Source organism: Dyadobacter flavalbus (assembly GCF_006149045.1).
GTDB lineage: Bacteria > Bacteroidota > Bacteroidia > Cytophagales > Spirosomataceae > Dyadobacter > Dyadobacter flavalbus.
The window spans coordinates 50,054-70,164 of record NZ_VBSN01000071.1; the positions used below are offsets into that span (position 1 = coordinate 50,054).

Annotated in this window: 17 protein-coding genes; 11 read left to right on the forward strand and 6 right to left on the reverse strand. The window is 47.6% G+C overall.

What is annotated here, in order from left to right; genetic code table 11:
* The first annotated feature begins 597 nt into the window (after positions 1-597).
* The 3 genes from FEM33_RS23330 to FEM33_RS23340 all read left to right on the forward strand — a co-directional run bounded on the left by FEM33_RS23330 (position 598) and on the right by FEM33_RS23340 (position 2,265).
* Positions 598-825 (forward strand): hypothetical protein, encoded by a 228-nt coding sequence (locus FEM33_RS23330; protein WP_139014388.1) that lies wholly within the window; start codon positions 598-600, stop codon positions 823-825.
* 37 nt (positions 826-862) lie between these two features.
* Positions 863-1,762, forward strand: a complete 900-nt coding sequence (locus tag FEM33_RS23335; RefSeq protein ID WP_139014389.1) for a histone deacetylase family protein — start codon at positions 863-865, stop codon at positions 1,760-1,762.
* Between the two features lie 104 nt (positions 1,763-1,866).
* The gene (locus tag FEM33_RS23340; RefSeq protein WP_139014390.1) at positions 1,867-2,265 is read left to right on the forward strand and encodes a hypothetical protein; all 399 of its coding nucleotides are present in this window, start codon (positions 1,867-1,869) and stop codon (positions 2,263-2,265) included.
* Between the two features lie 5 nt (positions 2,266-2,270).
* Here the strand turns inward: FEM33_RS23340 and FEM33_RS23345 are convergent, their stop codons facing one another.
* A complete protein-coding gene (locus FEM33_RS23345; RefSeq protein WP_139014391.1) occupies positions 2,271-3,452 on the reverse strand; it encodes an alpha/beta hydrolase-fold protein in 1,182 nt (393 codons plus the stop codon).
* A 360-nt stretch (positions 3,453-3,812) separates the two neighbouring features.
* Between FEM33_RS23345 and FEM33_RS23350 the strand changes: the two genes are divergently transcribed.
* Complete coding sequence (locus FEM33_RS23350) at positions 3,813-4,937, forward strand: DUF4249 domain-containing protein (protein WP_139014392.1); 1,125 nt, start codon at positions 3,813-3,815, stop codon at positions 4,935-4,937.
* 238 nt (positions 4,938-5,175) lie between these two features.
* Here FEM33_RS23350 and FEM33_RS23355 read toward each other — a convergent pair whose 3' ends face one another.
* The 5 genes from FEM33_RS23355 to FEM33_RS23375 form a co-directional block, all read right to left on the reverse strand.
* The gene (locus FEM33_RS23355) at positions 5,176-6,597 is read right to left on the reverse strand and encodes an efflux transporter outer membrane subunit (RefSeq protein ID WP_139014393.1); all 1,422 of its coding nucleotides are present in this window, start codon (positions 6,595-6,597) and stop codon (positions 5,176-5,178) included.
* A 48-nt stretch (positions 6,598-6,645) separates the two neighbouring features.
* Positions 6,646-9,801, reverse strand: a complete 3,156-nt coding sequence (locus FEM33_RS23360) for an efflux RND transporter permease subunit (RefSeq protein WP_139014394.1) — start codon at positions 9,799-9,801, stop codon at positions 6,646-6,648.
* Positions 9,802-10,042: 241 nt separating this feature from the next.
* The gene (locus tag FEM33_RS23365; RefSeq protein WP_139014395.1) at positions 10,043-11,224 is read right to left on the reverse strand and encodes an efflux RND transporter periplasmic adaptor subunit; all 1,182 of its coding nucleotides are present in this window, start codon (positions 11,222-11,224) and stop codon (positions 10,043-10,045) included.
* A gap of 93 nt (positions 11,225-11,317) precedes the next feature.
* A complete protein-coding gene (locus FEM33_RS23370) occupies positions 11,318-11,917 on the reverse strand; it encodes a TetR/AcrR family transcriptional regulator (protein WP_139014396.1) in 600 nt (199 codons plus the stop codon).
* A 652-nt stretch (positions 11,918-12,569) separates the two neighbouring features.
* Positions 12,570-12,905 (reverse strand): hypothetical protein, encoded by a 336-nt coding sequence (locus FEM33_RS23375; protein WP_139014397.1) that lies wholly within the window; start codon positions 12,903-12,905, stop codon positions 12,570-12,572.
* A 99-nt stretch (positions 12,906-13,004) separates the two neighbouring features.
* Between FEM33_RS23375 and FEM33_RS23380 the strand changes: the two genes are divergently transcribed.
* The 7 genes from FEM33_RS23380 to FEM33_RS23410 all read left to right on the forward strand — a co-directional run bounded on the left by FEM33_RS23380 (position 13,005) and on the right by FEM33_RS23410 (position 20,106).
* Positions 13,005-13,883 (forward strand): helix-turn-helix domain-containing protein, encoded by an 879-nt coding sequence (locus FEM33_RS23380; RefSeq protein WP_139014398.1) that lies wholly within the window; start codon positions 13,005-13,007, stop codon positions 13,881-13,883.
* 69 nt (positions 13,884-13,952) lie between these two features.
* Positions 13,953-14,690 (forward strand): SDR family oxidoreductase, encoded by a 738-nt coding sequence (locus FEM33_RS23385; protein WP_139014399.1) that lies wholly within the window; start codon positions 13,953-13,955, stop codon positions 14,688-14,690.
* Between the two features lie 140 nt (positions 14,691-14,830).
* Entirely contained in the window at positions 14,831-15,355 is a 525-nt protein-coding gene (locus tag FEM33_RS23390; protein WP_139014400.1) for a peptide-methionine (S)-S-oxide reductase, read from the forward strand.
* 233 nt (positions 15,356-15,588) lie between these two features.
* The gene (locus FEM33_RS23395) at positions 15,589-16,269 is read left to right on the forward strand and encodes a response regulator transcription factor (RefSeq protein ID WP_139014401.1); all 681 of its coding nucleotides are present in this window, start codon (positions 15,589-15,591) and stop codon (positions 16,267-16,269) included.
* Positions 16,266-17,618 (forward strand): sensor histidine kinase, encoded by a 1,353-nt coding sequence (locus tag FEM33_RS23400; protein ID WP_139014402.1) that lies wholly within the window; start codon positions 16,266-16,268, stop codon positions 17,616-17,618. The genes FEM33_RS23395 and FEM33_RS23400 overlap by 4 nt, the downstream gene beginning before the upstream one ends.
* 82 nt (positions 17,619-17,700) lie before the next feature.
* Entirely contained in the window at positions 17,701-18,990 is a 1,290-nt protein-coding gene (locus FEM33_RS23405; protein WP_161597216.1) for a TolC family protein, read from the forward strand.
* 21 nt (positions 18,991-19,011) lie between these two features.
* Positions 19,012-20,106 (forward strand): efflux RND transporter periplasmic adaptor subunit, encoded by a 1,095-nt coding sequence (locus tag FEM33_RS23410; RefSeq protein WP_139014404.1) that lies wholly within the window; start codon positions 19,012-19,014, stop codon positions 20,104-20,106.
* Positions 20,107-20,111 lie beyond the last annotated feature (5 nt).

Sequence of the window (20,111 nt, forward strand, 5' to 3'; positions counted from 1 at the left end):
GTGCATTAAAAAAATAGCAGGTAAAACCCGCTATTTTTAGATAAGTTCGACTAGGATTAAAAATTTATCGTTTACGGAATGGTATAAAACGGCAATTTCGGGTTATATCCATTTAGTGCCCGAATATTCTGTAAAGGTAGACGAAACCCCAATGTATAGATGGTGCGCAGTGTTAAGCAAAAATTAAATTTGTTTTAATCCAAACTTTATTGTCAGCTTGCAGTGTTTAATAATTTGTTGTAATTGTACAACTATATGGTGTGTAACGGTGGCAAATGCCGGAAATGTAATGTTGTTAACGGCAGGATGAAAGGAGTTACATGCAAGTTGGCATTTGGCAGCAATCCGTGCAAAAAACGTTTTTTTAATCAAATATCGACAACCGGTCTGCAATGTTGAGGGCAGTGACCCGTTTACTTATCATTCCTTTTTTGAATTGTCATGACAAGGAACAGCAATGATATTTTCAGGCATCATCAGCTGCCGGAACAAAACAGGGAATATTATCTGAATGTTATGATATGAGGTCGGATGTTATTTTCGGTAAAACGGTAAATGCTTTTTCTTAACTTGAGATATAAAGAATTAACAATTAACATGACTTATCAAACTTATCAATGGTCTGAACTGAATGAAGCGATGAAGGGTACTGTCATTAATTCCTATGCCGCTTCATGGAACGTGGAAGAAAACAGGAGAGCTGAAATGTACCGGATTTTTGACATCGGCAACCCTGCCATTATTTTTGATTCAATAGGAAAGTACTGCAGGATCAATACGGACAGTATTCATAAAATGAAACCTTTGGTTAAAACATACTTTTAAAGAACGGAACCTGCCGGAAACGGCGGTAAAACAAGGTATGTTCCCGATTGCTTTTCATCCCATCTATAAATACCCCGTTCCGGAAGGCCACCGTTTTCCGATGGACAAATACGAGCTGCTGCCTCAGCAGTTACTGCGGGAAGGTACAGCGGAAGAACCGGATTTTTTCAGTCCGGAACCGGTGGCTGCAGAGGCAGTTTATGCGGTGCACGGCTATGATTATACAAACCGTCTGATAAATGGCAGCCTCAGTGCGAAGGAAATGCGCCGCATCGGTTTTGAGCAGTCGCCGTTGCTGGCCAAACGTGAATTAATGATCACGAACGGTACCGTGCAAGGTGCATTGAAAGCGCTGAAAACCGGCATGGCCTTCAATATAGCCGGCGGTACGCACCATGCCGGCCGCAATCAGGGCGAAGGGTTCTGCATGATCAACGATCAGGCAGTAGCGGCACAATATCTGCTGGATCATCACAAGGCCAAGCAGGTGCTTATCATTGATCTGGATGTGCACCAGGGCAACGGAACGGCGGAAATTTTTACCGGTGAGCCGCGGGTATTTACCTTTTCCATGCACGGCAAGAACAATTATCCTTTCCGGAAAGAACAAAGTGACCTGGATATTCCGCTCGAAGACAAAACGGATGATCATACTTATCTGGGCATTCTGAAAGAAACTCTGCCGAAACTTATACAGCAGGTCCGTCCGGATTTTATCTTTTATCAGGCCGGCGTGGACATTCTTCATACCGACAAGATCGGCCGCATGGCCTGCACGATTCAGGGTTGCCGGCAACGCGACGAAATTGTGCTGCAAACGGCCCGTAAGCATCATATTCCGCTTCAATGCAGCATGGGCGGCGGTTACTCGGCCCAGCTCAGGACCATTATGGAAGCGCATGCCAATACTTTCCGTGTGGCCAGGCAGTTGTTGTAGATGAAGGGTTTTTTGTACATTTAGGGAAATGGGAATTTGGGTCATGTGTGGTCATTTATTGTCCGTTTTGGGTTATTTGTCATGGGTTGTAAATAAAAGGGGTTATGAAAGGCGGGTTGTTGATTGTTTTATTGGGGTTGTTGTCGGGACGTTGTTTCGGGCAATTTCCTGCCTTGATGTACGACAGCAAGCATGCGGTTTGGGAAGATTCTGTCGGTACCATAAAAAAGATTGCTTCACCGTACGGGAAAAATCTGAAAGTGGTTTATAAAAATGGACAAAAAAGAAAAATCCTGAAAAGCGGCCTCTGGGGATTTCGGGACCGCAGCGGAAAGTTGTACCGGCTTTACGACAACAAGGCAATGCGTGTGCTCAGGCAAAGCGATTTGATCAAATACGCGTACAAACAGCCGGGGACCCATCATTTTTCATGGCGTTACAGTACTGATCTTGACTCGCCTGTGGTCCGTACCAAAAGAAAGGCAAGGCATTTATCATTATAAGCATATTAGTTTTTAAACAGGAGCGGCGCAAATTCGTGCAGGCACCGGCGCCATGTATGCCATTCGTGAAAGGTGCCCGGCGACTCATAGTAACTGGACTTTATGCCAAGCCCTTCCAGCTTTTTGCGGGTGTCTGTTGCCATTTTGGTAAATGGTTTTTCTTCGCTTCCGGCACCAAACCATAAAACTTTTACCCGTTTGTTGAATGCATTTGCATCCGAAAAGGCACCGTTCAATGCTGTTTTCGGGTCGGCAAGGATTTCGTCAAAAATGGCCCCGCTGAAAAAACCGTAATGTGAAAAAAGGTCAGCGTGCTTGACGCCGATCAGCATCGTCTGCAGTCCGCCCATGGAAAGTCCGGCCATCGCCCGGTTTTCGCGGCCCGGCAGCACGCGATAGGTTTTTTCCATCGTCGGGATAATTTCTTTAAGATAAACCTCTTCCAGTGTAGCCGCCCTGCGCGCCATTTCCGCCCGGGTGTTTGTGGTCGGAGCCGTTTCGCCTTTGGGAACTGCATATCCGTTATCCATCACAACAAGCATGGGCGTAGCTTTTTTACCGGCAATCAGATTATCCAGAATAGCGTTCATATGTCCCTGCATGGACCAGCCGCGTTCATTTTCGCCGGCACCGTGCAGCAGATATAGAACCGGGTATTTTTTATTTGGTGAAGCATCGTAGCCCGGCGGAGTATATACAAAAGCCCGGCGCCATTTGCCCGTAATTTCCGAATAATACCATTGCTCGCGCACGACGCCGTGCGGCACGTTTTTAAGCAGATAAAAATCTTCATTTGCAGCCGGAATTTCTATACCGCCTGTAGGTCGTCCGTAGCCAAGATAGGCATCGCTGCCCGGATCGTTCACGCGCACGCCATCCACGACAAACCAGTAATAATGAAAACCCGGCCCGGCGGACGGAATAATGCCGTTCCAGTTTCCTTCTGAATCTTTCACCAGATCCAGCGGATCTTTCTGCAGTCCGTCGCCGCCCTGCACCTGCACTTTTACAGCATCCGGAGCTTTCAGACGGACCATTACACGGTTATCGCCGGAGATTTTCGGATACTCCACGCCGGACAGGTTGGACGCTGCCGGACGGAACTCGTCGGTACTCGTCTGTGCGCAGGCCAGCTTTGAAATGAAAGCGCCAAGAAGCAGGCAAAGCAGGAAAATGTTTCTGTTCATAGTAAAATGGTTACTGAATTTCCGCATCCGCACAAGCAGAACATTATGTTTCAGGTACGTGCTATGTAAAGGAAGCCTGCATGGTTTTCTACCAGCTTGCCGTCTTACGAAGTTTTCCCAGAATGGCTTTCAAGCTGAACAAAATGCATATGGAAATTCAGCAGGACAGGCGGAATGATCAATAAATCAGCTGTATAAGTAGAAAAGCCCTTTTCTTTCCTTGATTCCATAAAATGGAAGTCTGGCGCACACCTGTCCGCGCCTTTCTGAAAAGTATAAAGAATAAGAAGTGAGGCAATGATTTCAATTTACGTTCCGGTAACTGCGGTTTGATTTGGTAAACTTTTAATCATTCTGAAAATGAAATTTTACATTGCATCCGCATTGTTCATGCTGCTGCTTTTCATGGACGGCTGTATAGAACCTTTTTCTCCGCCGGAAGTGAATTCAGATGAAAGTCATCTGGTCGTTGACGGATTTTTCAATGTCAGCGGAACGGATACCAGCCGGATCGAACTGCGGAGAACGCAGAATATAAACCAGAATACGCAGCCGGTGACTGAAACCGGTGCCACGGTTGTCGTTGAACAGGAAGAGGGCGAGATGTATCTTTTCACCGAATCCGGAAACGGGGTTTATGTGCTGCCGCCCAGAAAATATAACACGGCCCTGCAATACCGGATCCGCATTAAAACCCGAAACGGACAGGAATACCTTTCCGAATACGTCACCGTAAGCCGGACGCCTGCCATCGACAGCGTTACTTACAAGCTGGACGCCTTTCAGAACGCCATGATGTTTTATGTCAATACGCATGATGCGCAGAACCATACGCAGTTTTACCGCTGGAAATTTGAGGAAACCTGGGAATATGAAGCAACGTATTATTCCGCGCTGGAAGTAGTGAACAATGCAGTAGTGCTTCGGAAAGATAACATCAATTCATGCTGGAGCCATAAAAAGTCGGGCAGTATTTTGCTGGGCAGTACGGTCAGGTTAAGCGACGATATCATTAAAAACCTTCCGCTGAACACGGTGCCGGTCTCGACCAACAAACTTTACATCAAATACAGCTTGCTGGTCAGGCAATATGGTTTGTCGCAAAAGGCATTTGAATACTGGACTGACCTTGCCAAAACGACGCAGGGAACCGGAAGTCTTTTTGATCCGCAGCCTTCGCAGGTTACGGGAAATATAAAAAATATTGCAGATTCCAAAGAGCCCGTTTTTGGCTATTTCAGCGCCGCAACGGAAGAAACCCGACGGTTAACAATTACACCGCATCTGGGCATATTTCCAAGATGTACCGAACCCGACACCCTTCCAATTGCATGCGGCGGACGTGACGAAGAGTGTGCATTGAACACAACCAAATTGCTGCTTACTTACTGGGGCCCCCGTGCTGATTCGGTGCTGGTAGCCTCTTCCGAATGTACCGATTGCAGGACAAACGGCGGAACCACCGAAAGGCCGTCATTCTGGTGATCTCCAAATCAGGAATGCGGATTTGTTCAAAGCGGTTTGAAGGCTTCTTTTATAAATGAAGAAGAAAATGGATTTAAAATAATTTACCCGTTTTGTCTAAAAACAATGGTTTTGGAAAATAAAAGAGGAAGCCCGGAACGTTCATCTCCGGGCTTCCTCTTTTGAAGCGTTCGGTAATTTTAAAAGACTCTGCTTAAATCTTTTAAGCCAAAATTATCCAAAGCGGACTTGCGTTTTCCTACTTCCAGCCACCGCCCAGGCTTCGGTATAAATCCACTCTTGCTACCAGTGACTGGCTGCGGATAAAAGCAAGGTTCAGTTCGGCCTGCAAAGCATTTCCCTGTGCGGTGATCACTTCCAGATAATTGGCCATATCGCTTTGATAAAGCAGCTGTGCGTTGGAAATGGCCTGCTGCAGAATCGCTACCTGATTATTCGCAATCGTTTCCTGTTCTTTCAGCTTCTGGGTTTGTACCAAAGTATTGGAAACTTCTCCGATTGCATTCAGAACGGACTGGCGAAATTCAAGTACCGATTGTTCCCGCTGAATTTTGGCAACTTCCAGGTTGGTTTTCAGTTGTCTTCTTGCAAAAACCGGCCTGGCGATTGTACCCGCTGCAATCCCGAACAAAGAACCCGGAATATTGAACCAGTTACTCGACCGGAATGATTCTACACCGCCGCTTGCCGAAATAATCAGCGAAGGGTACATGCTTGCCTGGGCAACGCCCAGTTGCGCATTGGCGATCAGGACAGCCGTTTCAGCTTCGCGGACATCCGGACGGCGGCTTACCAGCGCAGCGGGTACGCCCGTAGCCAGGCTGTCGCCCGATTCAAAATCCGACAGGCTGACTGTTCTTGCAATGCTCTCGGGCATCTGGCCGGTCAGTATCTGCAGTGCATTTTCCTGAATGATCATATCCTGTTCCAGTTGAGGAATGAGCAAGGCAATGGATTCCCGCTGTGCTTCGGATTGCTGGATAGAAAGGGAAGTGACTTCGCCGGCATCTTTCAGCAGCCGGGTGATTTTCAGCGTATTGTCGCTCAGTTCAAGGTTGCTTCTGGCAATCTGCAGTTGCTTGTCAAGCATCAGTAAATTGAAAAAACCTTTTGCTATATCCGCTACGAGTCTAGTTTTCAGTGCTTTGCTTGCTTCGTAGGTTTGCAGGTACTGACCCAGCGTAGCCTGCTTCTGGCTGCGGATTTTGCCCCAGATGTCGGCTTCCCAGCTCAGGGTTACGCCTGCAATGTAGTTTTCAATGTGTTTGGAACCCAGAAAATTGCTTGCGCTGATCCCGTTCAGGCTGTTGCTCGACGGGCGGTTGTATTGTCCGGTTACCTGTAAGTCGAGCCGTGGAAATTGCAGGAATTTCGCCTGTTTCACTTGTTGCTGCGCAATATCAATGCGTTTCAAAGCCAGCTGCAGGTCGTAATTGTACGTAATCCCGCGTTCAATAAGCCTTTGTAAAGTGGTATCCGGAAAGAAGTTTTTCCACTCGATATCGGCCAGCGTCGCAGTGTCGGCAAATGTGGCGTTGCGGTACTGCGTTGGGAGGCTGAGCTCCGGTTGCTTGTAATCCCTGGTTACTTTGCAGGAGGAAATAACCATTATCAGCAGCACAAAACCCAGCAAATACGGAATATCTGTTTTGTTTTTCATGAATATGTTTCTAACTATTTTAAATCGTCGCCTTGATGAGTGGAGGTTTTAATTAACAAGCTCTTCTTTCACCAGTTCCTTCGGCTTGCCGGCTACTTTTTCCTGTAAATACTGGAAAATAGCATACAGTACCGGAATCACGAATATGCCGAAGATCACACCCGTCAGCATCCCGCCGACTGCACCCGTACCGATCGAGCGGTTACCCAGAGCGGAGCCGCCGGTGGCACGCATCAATGGAATCAGACCCACGATGAAGGCGAATGAAGTCATCAGGATCGGCCGGAGACGCAGCCGCGATGCTTCCAGCGCAGATGCCACGATGGACATTCCTGCATGACGGCGCTGCACGGCGTATTCAATGATCAGGATTGCATTTTTGGCCAGCAATCCGATGAGCATGATCAGTCCGACCTGTACATAAATATTGTTTTCAATTCCCGCAAGATTGATAAACAGCATTACACCGAAAACACCCAGCGGAATGGTCAGGATGACGGCAAAAGGCAGAATGTAGCTTTCATACTGCGCCGCCAGAAGGAAATACACGAACACCAGGCTGAGTACAAAAATCAAGAGAATCTGCGAACCGGCGTTGATTTCCTCGCGTGTCATGCCGGTCCATTCGGTGCGGTAATTATTGGGAAGTACCTCGGCGGCAGTTTCCTTCACGGCCCGGATCGCGTCGCCCGTGCTGTAACCCGGTTTCGGCGTTCCGTTGATCACGACGGCATTATAAAGGTTGTTTCTCGTAACGGTTTCGGGGCCGAATACCCTTTTGAGCGTTACAAGCGAATTGGCAGGCACCATTTCACCCTGCGTATTTTTGACATAAATATTGTTCAGCGACGACGGATCTGCACGGTAGGAAGCATCGGCCTGCGCCATTACCCGGTAATATTTACCAAAACGGTTGAAATCCGAAACAAAGCTGCTGCCGTAATAAATCTGAAGAGTCTGAAGCAGTTCGTTGACGGGTACGTTGAGCTGTTTTGCCTTGGCATTGTCAACTTCCAGCATGTATTGCGGATTGCCCGTTGCAAAGGTTGTGAACGCATAGGCTATTTCCTTTTTCTTCATCAGGGCACCCAGAAACTGGTTGGTTGTCGCGCTCAGCTTTTCCAGCGATCCGTTTCCGCGGTCCTGAAGCATGAATTCAAATCCGCTGACGTTACCGAATCCGTCCACGGTCGGAAAGGTAAAAAAGAATGCGTTGGCGTCGTTGACTGCCCGAACTTTCTGAGACATCATCCCCACGATCTGATCAAAATCCTGAACATCCCCGCGTTCGGCCTTGGGCTTCATCCGGATAAAACCGACACCATAAGGCGATGCATTGGAATTGGAAATGATGTTCATTCCTTCCACAACATAGCGCTGCTCGGCAATCGGCGAATTTTTTACAATGCTGTCGACTTGTGCCATGGCCTTGTGCGTACGGTCCAGCGAGCTGCCCGGAGGCGTGTTGAGCGCATACAGCAGAAAGCCCTGATCTTCTGTCGGGATAAAACCGGTTGGTGTTTTCAATGTCAGCCAGACTGTAGTACCCGTAATAATCAGCAAACCGAAAACAGTAACCCATTTACGACGGATCAGGAACTGAAGACTTTTGACATACTTGTCGGTCATTGCCTGGAAACCGGTGTTGAACGCTGCGAAGAACCTGGCTGAAAAACCTTTGCGTCCATGGTGACCGTTTTCGTCCGTATGCGGGTTTTTTAGAAACAATGCACAAAGTGCAGGGCTGAGTGTCAAGGCGTTCAGTGCCGAAATCAAAATAGCGATGGCGAGCGTAAATGCAAACTGCCGGTAAAATACCCCTGCGGGGCCCTGCATGAATCCAACCGGAATAAATACTGCGGCCATAACCAGCGTAATGGAAATAATCGCGCCGGAAATTTCATTCATGGATTCCATCGTGGCAGGCCGCGCCGGCAAGTGCGTGAGCTCCATTTTGGAATGCACAGCCTCGACTACGACAATCGCATCATCGACGACAATTCCGATGGCAAGTACCAAAGCAAAAAGCGTAAGGAAGTTGATTGTAAATCCAAACAGCTGCATGAAGAAAAACGTACCGACGATGGCCACAGGCACGGCAATGGCCGGAATAAGCGTAGACCGGAAATCCTGCAAAAAGATGAACACAACAATAAACACGAGCACAAAAGCTTCCAGCAACGTGCTGCGAACCTGACCGATGGAATCATCCAGAAAATCTTTGGAGTTATACATAATGGTCGTTTTCACACCTTTGGGCAACGATTTTGAAAAGTCGTCGAGCAAGGCTTCTGCCTGAATCAGGATTTCGTTTGCATTAGTTCCGGCGGTCTGGAAAACGGCAACACCGGATGAAGCGTCCCCGTTCAGCTTGCCGTTGGAAGAATAGGTATAGGAACCGAATTCAACCCGCGCCAGATCTTTCAGACGGATGACGGAACCGTCGCTGTTGGCTTTGATAATGATATCTTCATACTCCTTGTTCTGCGTCAGTTTTCCTTTGTATTTCAGTACATATTCAAAAACTTCCTTGCTGTTCTCGCCCAGACGGCCCGGTGCGGTTTCGAGGCTCTGCTCACGGATTGCACCCGTTACTTCCTGAGGCGACAAACCGTATGCGGCGAGGCGATCCGGTTTCAGCCAGATGCGCATGGAGTAGTCACGCGTCCCGAAAGGCTGCGCCTGTCCGACCCCGGGTATACGCTGCAACTGCGGCACGAGGTTGATCTTGATATAGTTCAGCAAAAAGGTTTCATCATAAGTGCTGTCTTCACTCGACAACGCCACGAACATGATGATGCTGTTCTGCTGTTTTTGAGTGGAAATACCCGCCTGCACAACTTCCTGCGGAATCTGGCTGACCGCTTTGGAAACACGGTTCTGAACGTTCACAGCCGCAATGTCCGGATCGGTACCCTGTTTGAAATAGACGTTTAAAGCCATTGTTCCGTCATTATTGGAAGAGGAAGTCATGTAAGTCATGTTTTCCACACCGTTTACGGCTTCTTCAATCGGCGTCGCCACTGCGCGCGCCACAACTTCTGCGTTCGCTCCCGGATATACGGCCGTCACCTGAACGGTAGGAGGGGCAATGTCGGGGAATTTGGTAATGGGCAAAGTGGTGAGCGAAATGATCCCGAGCAGTAATATCAGGATCGAGATAACGGTCGAAAGGACGGGCCTTTCAATAAATTTCTGGAACATAGAGGTCTTGTTTTACCCCCGGGATGAGGGTAGTTATTAAGTTGTTTTGTGGTGTTAACAGCCAATGAACGGCTGCGGCTAAATGCATGTCATCCTGAGCGTACAGAGCCAGTAGCCGGTTGCAGGATGCTACTTGCCGGGCACGATGCTTCATGAAATGATGCTTTCAGCATTTCGGTTTCGCTCCGGTTTGTAAAACCGGATTGCTCAGGATGACAGCAAATATTATATGATCAGCAGGTCAGATCGGATTGGCGTGCAACAAACTATCCATTGACATGTTCTGAGGCGCAATTGCCATTCCGTCCCTGAGCCTGTCAAGACCGTTGTAAACAATCTTTTCCCCGGGCTTTAATCCGTTTGAGATCAGATAATAACGGCCGCTTCTGTCAGAAACCGTAACCGGCCGGCCTTCTACCTTGTTGCTATCCAGAACGGTATAAACGAACACTTTATCCTGCAATTCAAAGGTAGCTTCCTGCGGAATCAGGACCGATTTGACCAGTTCACGAGGAATGCGGATCCTACCGGTATTGCCTGAACGCAAGAGTCCGTTCACATTCGGGAAAGTGGCACGGAAGTTGATAGCGCCCATGGTTTTGTCAAACTGGCCTTCCACGATTTCCACTTTGCCTTTCTGCGGATACACACTGTTATCGGCCAGCAGAAGCTCCACCGGAGGAATTTGTCTGATTTTCTGTTCAACCGTGTTGCCCGGAAACTGGTTTTTGAATTGAAGAAAATCCAGCTCGCTCATGGAAAAATAGACGTGGATTTCTTTGGTTTCAGAAAGGACCGTAAGCGGCTGCATGGTGCCTTTCCCAACCAGACTGCCTGTTTTAAAGGGAATGGTTCCGATATAACCATCTGCCGGCGCTTTGATGGAAGTATAGCCGAGGTTGATTTTGGCGGCATCTACAGCAGCCTGCGCCTGTGCTACATTTGCTTTTGCCGCATCCTGAGCAGCTTTCGCCGATTTCAGCTGTACATCCGAAACGACATTGTTGGTCACCAGTGGAGTAAGTTTATCGACATTGATGGCAGCACTTTCCAGTGCCGCTTTTGCTGATTGCAGGATTGCAGTGGCATTATTCAGCTGCTCGGCGTACGGACGGGGATCAATATGGAACAAAACCTGTCCTTTGTGCACGTAGGCACCTTCATCTACCGAAATCCTGTCCAGATAACCGTCGACCTGCGGCCTGATCTCGATGTCACGGCTGCCCTCGATGGAGGCTGTAAATTCTCTGTGTGCTGTGACCTGATGGTCGCTTACGGTCAGGACGGGCAAAGATTGCGCGGGCGGCGCGGAGGCAGGCGCATCGGCATTGGAAGCGCCGCAACTATAAATAACTGCGGAAACGGTTACAAGTAAAAGTAGTGCAATAAGCCTTTGTTTTGATTTTAAATGGATCCTTTTCATGGATACTGAAGGTCAATTATGGTGATAAATACTTAATTAAGAAGGGGTAGCGGAGTTATTAATGCTAACACCGTTAGCTTATATGTAAAAAAATTATAAATTTTTAATGAATGCTTCTACGGTGTCATCCATTACTTTTTTATTCATAGTGGAGTCATCAATGTCGGAACAGCGCATCATTACAATGGAAATCAGCCCGTGCAACACAGACCAGAATGCATAGATTTTAAAGCAGGTTTCACTGTCGTCAGATTTCTTGTTTTTTACAATTCCTTCAATGGCTTCCCCGATGTACTTACGAAAACTGTTGAATTCCGGCTTCATTTTTCCGGCACCGCAGCAAGGCATGCCCAGGCCGTACATCAGCTGATAGTACTCGGGATTTTTAAAGGCAAAGTTCCAATACGTTTCAGCATGGGCTTTCAATCGTTCGGTCGGATCGGGATATTTTTTCTTGTTCTTTTCCAGCGACCGTTCCAGTAACCTGAAACCATCCAGAGAAAGTTCAAACAGAATGGCCTCTTTATTCTCAAAGTGATCGTAAATAACGGGAACGCTGTATTCAATGGCATCCGCTATTTTCCGGATGGACAGCGACTGCCAGCCTTCATCCTTGACCTGTTGCAAAGCAACAGCCAGAATGGTGGTCCGCATATTCTCTTTCTGCCTGATTCTTCTTTCCAGAATGCCCATCTTTGATCCAGTTTTACCTAACGGCGTTAGCAAAGGTAGGAGTGTTTTTTGTTATTGTCAAGCAATATTGCCATAAATTATCTTGCTGTTGGAATGCTGAGGAGTCGCAGCAAAAATTTTATGATAGTCATGATTTTATTTTTGGATTAATATAAATTTCAACCAGCCGCAGAGCGGCTTCCTGTTTATAGAAGTATGAAGCGTTTTTGCATGGATTGGCCCCGGCGGGGCCTTCTTTGTCCATCGCTTTTCCCATGAAGGCTCCTCCGGAGCCAGCAAATTACATGGCTTTGAACATTCTACAAACAGGTTGCTCCTTCGGAGCCATTGCATTACGCATGTTTTTAATCAGCCGCAGAGCGGCTTCCTGTTTGTAGCAAGGATAAAGCGTTTTGCATGGATTGGCCCCGGCGGGGCCTTCTTTGTCCATCGCTTTTCCCATGAAGGCTCCTCCGGAGCCAGCACATTACATGGCTTTGAACTTTCTACAAACAGATTGCTCCTCCGGAGCGATTGCATTACGCATGTTTTGAACCAGCCGCAGAGCGGCTTCCTGTTTATAGAAGTATGAAGCGTTTTAGGAGGGATTGGCCCCGGCGGGGCCTCCTTTGTCAATCGCTTTTCCCATGAAGGCTCCTCCGGAGCCAGCAAATTACATGGCTTTGAACATTCTACAAACAGATTGCTCCTCCGGAGCGATTGCATTACGCATGTTTTGAACCAGCCGCAGAGCGGCTTCCTGTTTATAGCAAGGATTACGCGTTTTTATAAGAAATGGCCCCGGCGGGGCCTCCTTTGTCAATCGCTTTTCCCATGAAGGCTCCTCCGGAGCCAAAAAAAACATGGTTTTGAACTTTCTACAAACAGGTTGCTCCTCCGGAGCGATTGCATTACGCATGTTTTGAACCAGCCGCAGCGCGGCTCCCTGTTTGTAGCAAGAATAAAGCGTTTTGCAGGAATTGGCCCCGGCGGGGCCTCCTTTGTCCATCGCTTTTCCCAGAAGGCTCCTCCTGAAATTTTGATGCTGTTTTTCAATTTCGGGAATTTAACGGGTCCTTTTTACATTTGATTCAGCAAATATTAAGATATGCAGGATACTTACGGCTTACTGGAGAAAATTAAACACCATGACAAACTGTCGATTGCGGTGAATGAAAATTGTGCGGTTGCCTTACCGGAAGATGTTCTTGTAAAGCTGTTTAACCCGCATAAACTTTCTTTTTATTACCTGATGTATGTGGATCAGGGTTCTGTAACCAGTAAAGTTGATTTAAAGGACATTACTGTTACCAACGGGCAACTGGTTTTTGGCTTGCCCAATCAAATCTTTACAAATACCTATTTTAATCCGGACGATCAGCATTATACCGTTTCTTTTGACGAAAATACGCTGGCGCTGCTTCCGCATTCCTATTCGTTCCTGGTCAATCCGTTTGGTTCCAATACAATCACATTTGACCCGGAATCCAGAAGCCGGGTCAAAGCTGTTTTTTCTATGTTGTTCAGATTGCTGCATTCGCCGGGGAAACAAAAGCATGCGGACATTATTCTGGCCCATTTGCATACGCTGCTGACCGAGCTTAACAGCGCCTACTTTCAGCACGGAAATCCGGAGATTTTTCCAAGTCCCAAATTATCCAAATATGTTGCGTTTAAACTAGCCGTCGAATCGCACCTGACCGAGCAGCAGGATGTGAACAGCATTGCCGAAAAGCTTGCCATGACTACGAGCAACCTTTACAGTGTCGTAAAAGCGTGTTCGGGCTATTCACCAAAGGAATGGATTACAAACCGGCTTATGCAGGAGGCGCAGCGGAAGCTGCATTACACTTCAATTTCCGTAAAAGAACTGGCGTACGATCTGGGTTTCAATGATCCTGATTATTTTTCAAGACTGTTCAAAAGAAGTACAGGCAAGAGCGTGAGCACCTTTCTAGAGGATTCTCGCGATTTGTCCAGCAAGTAAAATGATTCGTCCATTCCGGCTTTTTTTGCAGCTGCTACTTTTGATGCATCATTTAAAAACATTGAAAAGATGAAATCAGCGTTGGTAACAGGTGCAAATAAGGGTATCGGGTTTGAAGTAGCAAGGGAACTTGCCCGAAAAGGATTTTACGTTTATCTGGGCAGCCGGAATCTGGAAAGTGGCCGGTCAGCAGTTGAAAAGCTTAAAGGAGAAGGTATTAACAACGTCGGGACAGTACAACTGGACGTTGCTGATCCGGAATCTGTATTCGCTGCTCGAAATACGATTGGTCTGAAAACAGGGACACTGGATGTGCTGGTCAACAATGCAGGCATTTCGGGAGGGTTACAGCAATCCGCGCTCGAAACGCCGGCCGAACAGTTCAGGACCGTTTTCGAAACCAATTTGTTTGGCGTTATTGGGGTTACACAGGCATTTATGGATTTACTGAAAGGGTCAACTGCCCCGCGCATTGTGAACGTAAGCACAAGCATGGCATCTCTTGCACTGGCGGCAGAACTAGACAACCGTAATTATCCGAAAAGGTATGCTGCATACCAGTCTTCCAAGTCAGCACTAAATATGTACACGATCAGTCTGGCTTATGAGCTTCGTGACACGCCCTTCAAGGTCAACGCGGTTTGTCCGGGCTGGACCAAAACGGATTTTACCGGTCAGCAGGGCACCAGCACGGCGGAAGAAGCGGCGCAACGAATTGTAAAATATGCGCTTATAGACGAGAATGGACCCACCGGAAAGTTTTTCAGTGAAGAATATTTTCCGGAACCGGCAAATTGCCCCTGGTAAAAAGCAAGCGGAACAAACCGGATCTTTTCAGGTAAATTTCTTTAAAGAGCAATCAATGTATACAACTTCCGACGCAAAGATTTTCCTTGTGTAACATTTCGTTTTTGCTGACGTTGCTCTTATAAAGCAAATTGAAACGCATGCCCGGCATAAACAAAATCGGATTGGGAGGAAGCTGCCATTGGTGCACCGAAGCCATATTCCAGTCTTTAAAAGGAGTAATCAGCGTAAATCAGGGTTGGATCAGTTCCGGTGACCATCCAGCCGAATTTTCAGAGGCAGTTGTCGTGGAATACAACCCTGACCTGATTACACTCGAAACCCTTGTTGAAATTCACCTTCATACGCACAGCTGCACCGCTGAACATTCCATGCGTTCCAAATACCGGTCTGCAGTTTATACTTTCGCGGATAAACAGGCTATTTCTGCCAAACGAGCTATTGAACAACTCCGGAATGATTTTGAAAACCCGGTCATTACAAAAGTAATCCGGTTTCATAGCTTCAGACTGAACAGTGAAAAATACCTTGATTACTATTACAATGATCCCGACAAGCCATTTTGCAGAACGTTTATTGACCCGAAATTAAAAATCCTGTTAAACCGGTTTTCGGATCATGTTAATGATCATAAATTACAAGGTACGGCTTCATCCGGCCAGTGAAAAAGCGGATTCTTGGAGCCGGTTACCGGAATTTTTCTGATCCTAAAAGCCTGACCGTACTTATTGGAACAAAAATCACAGCCTGTTCATTTTGCTAAGCCGGACAAATACTTTTAGGTTTGTACGCTGTACAGCTATTTGACTGGCTGCCGCTCCGTACATGAAAGCAACTGACGAAAAAAGCGAATGCACTGCATGTTTGATCAAGTAAATTCCTCTTTAAAAATGCCTGTATGAGAATACTGATAGTCGAAGACGATGAGCGGATCGGCAGTTTTCTGGTGAAAGGTTTGCAGGAAGCAGGCTATTTTGTCCAGATTGCCCGCGATGGGCTGGAAGCAAGGCGCCTGATTCAGGATGAAACCTGGGATTTGTTTATCCTCGACATTATGCTGCCCGATATGGACGGTTTTCAGCTCACGCAACTGATCCGGTATAGAAAAATGGATACGCCGGTCCTGATACTGAGTGCCTTGGGTGAATCCGAAGACAAGATCAAAGCGCTCGACCTTGGCGCAGACGATTATTTGACCAAACCGATCCATTTTCCTGAACTGCTTTCGCGGATCAATGCGTTGCGGCGGCGTTACGAACTGCATTATTCCAAGGACAATGCACTTTCCTGCGGCGACCTGACAGTGAACCTGGATACCAACGCCGTGCTGCGGGCCGGAAAGGAAATTGTTTTATCGGTAAAAGAATTTCGTTTTTTGGTTTATCTGATTGAGAATCAAAACAAAATTGTAACCAGAAGCCAGATCCTGCAGGTTGTTTGGGGTGCCGGGTCCGATACGTATACCAATGTAGTCGATGTATATATTTCTTATCTGCGCAACAAAATCGATGCGGATTTTCCTGAAAAACTGATCAAAACGGTAAAAGGGCGCGGTTACATGATCTCGGCACCAAAATGAAAGTCCAGCACAGGCTTACGCTCGTTTCTTCCCTGATTTTCAGTCTGGTATTCACCATTTCATCGGCACTGATCTATTTTAATTTTACCAAATCCGCGGAAAATATCTTTTTCGAGGAACTGGCACGGAAGGCTTCGCTAACGGCGATGTTTTATCTGGAAGAAGATGAAGTAACCTCCCGGGAGTACAAAAGAATTGAGGAGAAATTCCTGACCGCCACGGCAAATCAGGAAATCCGTTTGTACGACAAAACGGGTAACATCCATTTTGGTGAAGCCGATCCGGACACAAACATTACGATCAAGATCCTTAAAACGATACGCGACCGCGAAAGTTACAGTTTCAAAGTAGACAGCCTGTATTATTATGCCATTTATTACCGCGACAATCAGGGTGCGTTCAGCGTCATTATCAAAGCCAATAATCCCACGCTGAACGCACAGGAAAACGAGTTCCTGAAAATTCTGCTGACTGCGCTCGTGATCGGGATTATCGTGATCGTGGCGCTGAGCTATACGTTATCCAAAATCGCTTACTCGCCGATCCGGCATATCATTGAACAGGTAAAGTCGCTGGATGTCACCCGGCAGCGGCAGCAGCTCACTTATCCCGAGACCCGCGACGAGCTGGAAGATCTTTTTAAGGAGTTCAATGCCATGCTGGATAAATCTTACCAGAACATTCAGATTCAGAAAAATTTCATCAGCCACGCTTCGCACGAACTGAAAAGCCCGCTCGCGGCCATTGTGGGTGATCTGGAAGTTTTGCTGAACAGGGAAAGGTCCATTGATGAATACCAATCTGTAAGCCGCGATGTACTGCACGATGCCGAGCGACTGGAAAAAATCCTGGAAAACCTGCTGATCCTGGCTGATCTTGAAAAACATACCCCGGAGATGACGGGTGAACAGCGGATGGATGAAATTCTTTGGGAAGTACTCGGCCAGCTGAGTTCGGAATACCCGGACACCAAAACAAATCTGCACTGGAAACTGCCTGAAGGCCGGACGGATGTGCTCACGTATGTCTGCAACCCGACCCAGATCTACATCGCACTTTACAATCTGGTTGAAAACGCAGCCAAGTTTTCGGAAGGCAAGCCCATTGATATTTCGCTGGAACAAGTGGAAGAACGGCTGCTGATGAAGATACGGGACCGGGGAATCGGGATCGGGGAAGAAGATTTGAAACATATTTTCGAGCCTTTCTACCGGGGCGGAAATGTATTCGGAAAAAAAGGAAATGGTCTGGGAATGAGCATTTCCGGCAAAATCCTGGAAAACCATCACATCAGCCTGCGGATTACGTCAAAGGTTGGTGAAGGCACCACGATCAGCATCGGATTCTGATTTCTCATTTACTTTTAATGTAGCTCAAAGAACGCTCTAATGTTGCGCGGCTAGTTTTGTGCCTTCAATAAACAGACATTGTGTGAAGGTTTACATCATAGCATTCTTCGCGCTGGCTTCCTCTACCATTTCGTTAACGGTGTCTGCACAGGACACTTTAAGAATCAGTCAAAAAGAAGCAGAAGCATTGTTTCTGGGCAATAACCTGGATCTGATCGCGCAAAAACTGAGCATCCGCCAGGCGGAAGCTTCCATTATTCAGGCAAAACTCTGGCCTAATCCCGAGTTCAGTCTGGACGAAGTCAATTTGTGGACGACGCGCAATCAGCTGTCTTCCGGGGAAACGATCCCGCCGTTGTTCGGGAATTTCGGCAGGAACCGGGAGTTCACGGCCGAGCTTTCGCAGCTGATCGAAACAGGCGGAAAACGTCGCAAACGCATTGCACTCGAATCGGTATCGCGCGATATGGCCGCGGAATATTTTTCCGAGCTGATCCGTGAAATGAAGCTGCGGCTTCGTGAAAACCTGTTTGAGCTGGCATTCCGGCAATCCCAACATACCGTACTTGCTAATCAGCAGACTGCCGTAACACGTTTGCTGACCTCTTTTGAAAGTCAGTACCAACAAGGGAATGTAAGCAAACCCGAGCTGTTCCGGCTGCGTGCGCTGAAACTGGAACTAAGTCAGGAAATGGTGGAATCGCAGATGCAGATCAACAGCCTTCAGAAAGATCTGGCCGTTTTGTTGCACACACCGGCAGGCAGTTACCTTGTATTTGAAACGCCGGAAGTGCCCGATACCGAAGCATTGTCCGCGCTTGCACTGAATGATCTCACGGCTGCAGCACTGGCTAATCGACCTGACAGCAGGATCAGTCTCATGCAGCAGGATTGGGCAAGGAAAAAGTACGACTACGAATACGCCCAGCGCAGGCCGGATGTACATGCAGGTATCAATTATGACCGCGGCGGTAACTTCCTGCTCAATTTTTTCGGATTTGGATTAAAGTTCGATGTGCCCGTTTTTAACCGGAATCAGGGAAATATCCTGGAAAGCAGGATTGGCATGGAGCAGTCGGACGTGCAGGCGCAGCAAAAGGTGCAGCAGATCGAAACCGAGGTAACGGCCGCATTCCGCGATTTGCAGAACAGCCTTGCCGCCTACCGCAGTCTGGATCCGGCGTACAGCAGCGAGCTGGACAATGTCCTGGAATCCTACACACGGTATTTCACACAGCGAAACGTGAATCTGGTCGAATATCTGGATTTCTTCGAAGCTTATATTTCCAACAAGCGAACGATTTTTACCACCATCAAACAACTGCGTCAAAGCCGCGAAACGCTCGTTTACACAACCGGAGCGGAGATTTAAGACTAAAAGCCTGAAACAAACATGTTAAAATCAAACCTTCCTCTGATCACGGTCATGGCCGCTGCCATGCTGATGACGTCCTGCTATGAACCAAAAGAGGCACCTGCAACGGAAAAACCTCGTAAATCCTATCAGCCTGCAAATGTAACGACGTATCCCGCCGTCATTGAGCCGGTCACCGAATCGATCCGGCTTACCGGCCAGATCGAGTACAATCCCAATCAGGTTGTCCGGTATGCAAGCCTTGTAACGGGAACCATAACCAGATCGTCCGTTTCCCTTGGTGACCGCGTTGCCAAAGGTCAGGTTCTGGCCGAAATGCGCAGCAGCGAACTCTCGGAACTGAATGCACAGAGCCGGGTTCTTGAAGCGCAGCTTGCCGTGGCAAAACGAAAACTGTCGTCCGTCAGATCAATGTTCGAGGACCGCATTGCGTCCGACAAGGATCTGGTGGAAGCCGAGAGTGAAACGGAAATCCTGCAGTCGGAAATAGAAAAGATACAGTCCAATTTGTCGCTCTACAACGCAAGTTCGGAAAAAGGCGTATTCCAGATCAAAGCGCCGGTAAGCGGCTACGTCGTCGAATACAATATTTCCGAAGGTACGCAGGTGAGCAGCGGCGATGCCGGTCTTTTCACAATCTCGGATCTGTCGGAAGTGTGGGTGACTGCCAATGTATATGCCGTTGATCTTTCCTTTGTACAGAAAGGAATGAAGGCGGTCATCAAGTCCAAGGCTTATCCGAACGATTTTTTCGAAGGCACCATTTCCGACATTTCTCAGGTTTTTGACCCGCAGGAACGCGTTCTGAAAGCAAGAATCAGAATGGCAAACAAGGATTTGAAACTGAAACCCGGGCTCACGATTGAAGCCGTCGTAACACGTCAGTCGAAAGAGCTGGCCGTAGGCATTCCCGCCAGCGCACTGATCCTGCACAACAATGAAAATTATGTGCTGATCCAGAAACCGGACAATTCCCTTGAACCCCGTAAAGTACAGGCCGACGTAAAAGACAACGACCGGCTCTTCTTCAAAAACGGTATCGCGGCAGGAGAGAAGATCGTCATTAAAAATCAGCTCCTGTTGTTTTCCGAAGTCCTCGGACAGGATAAATAAAGAAA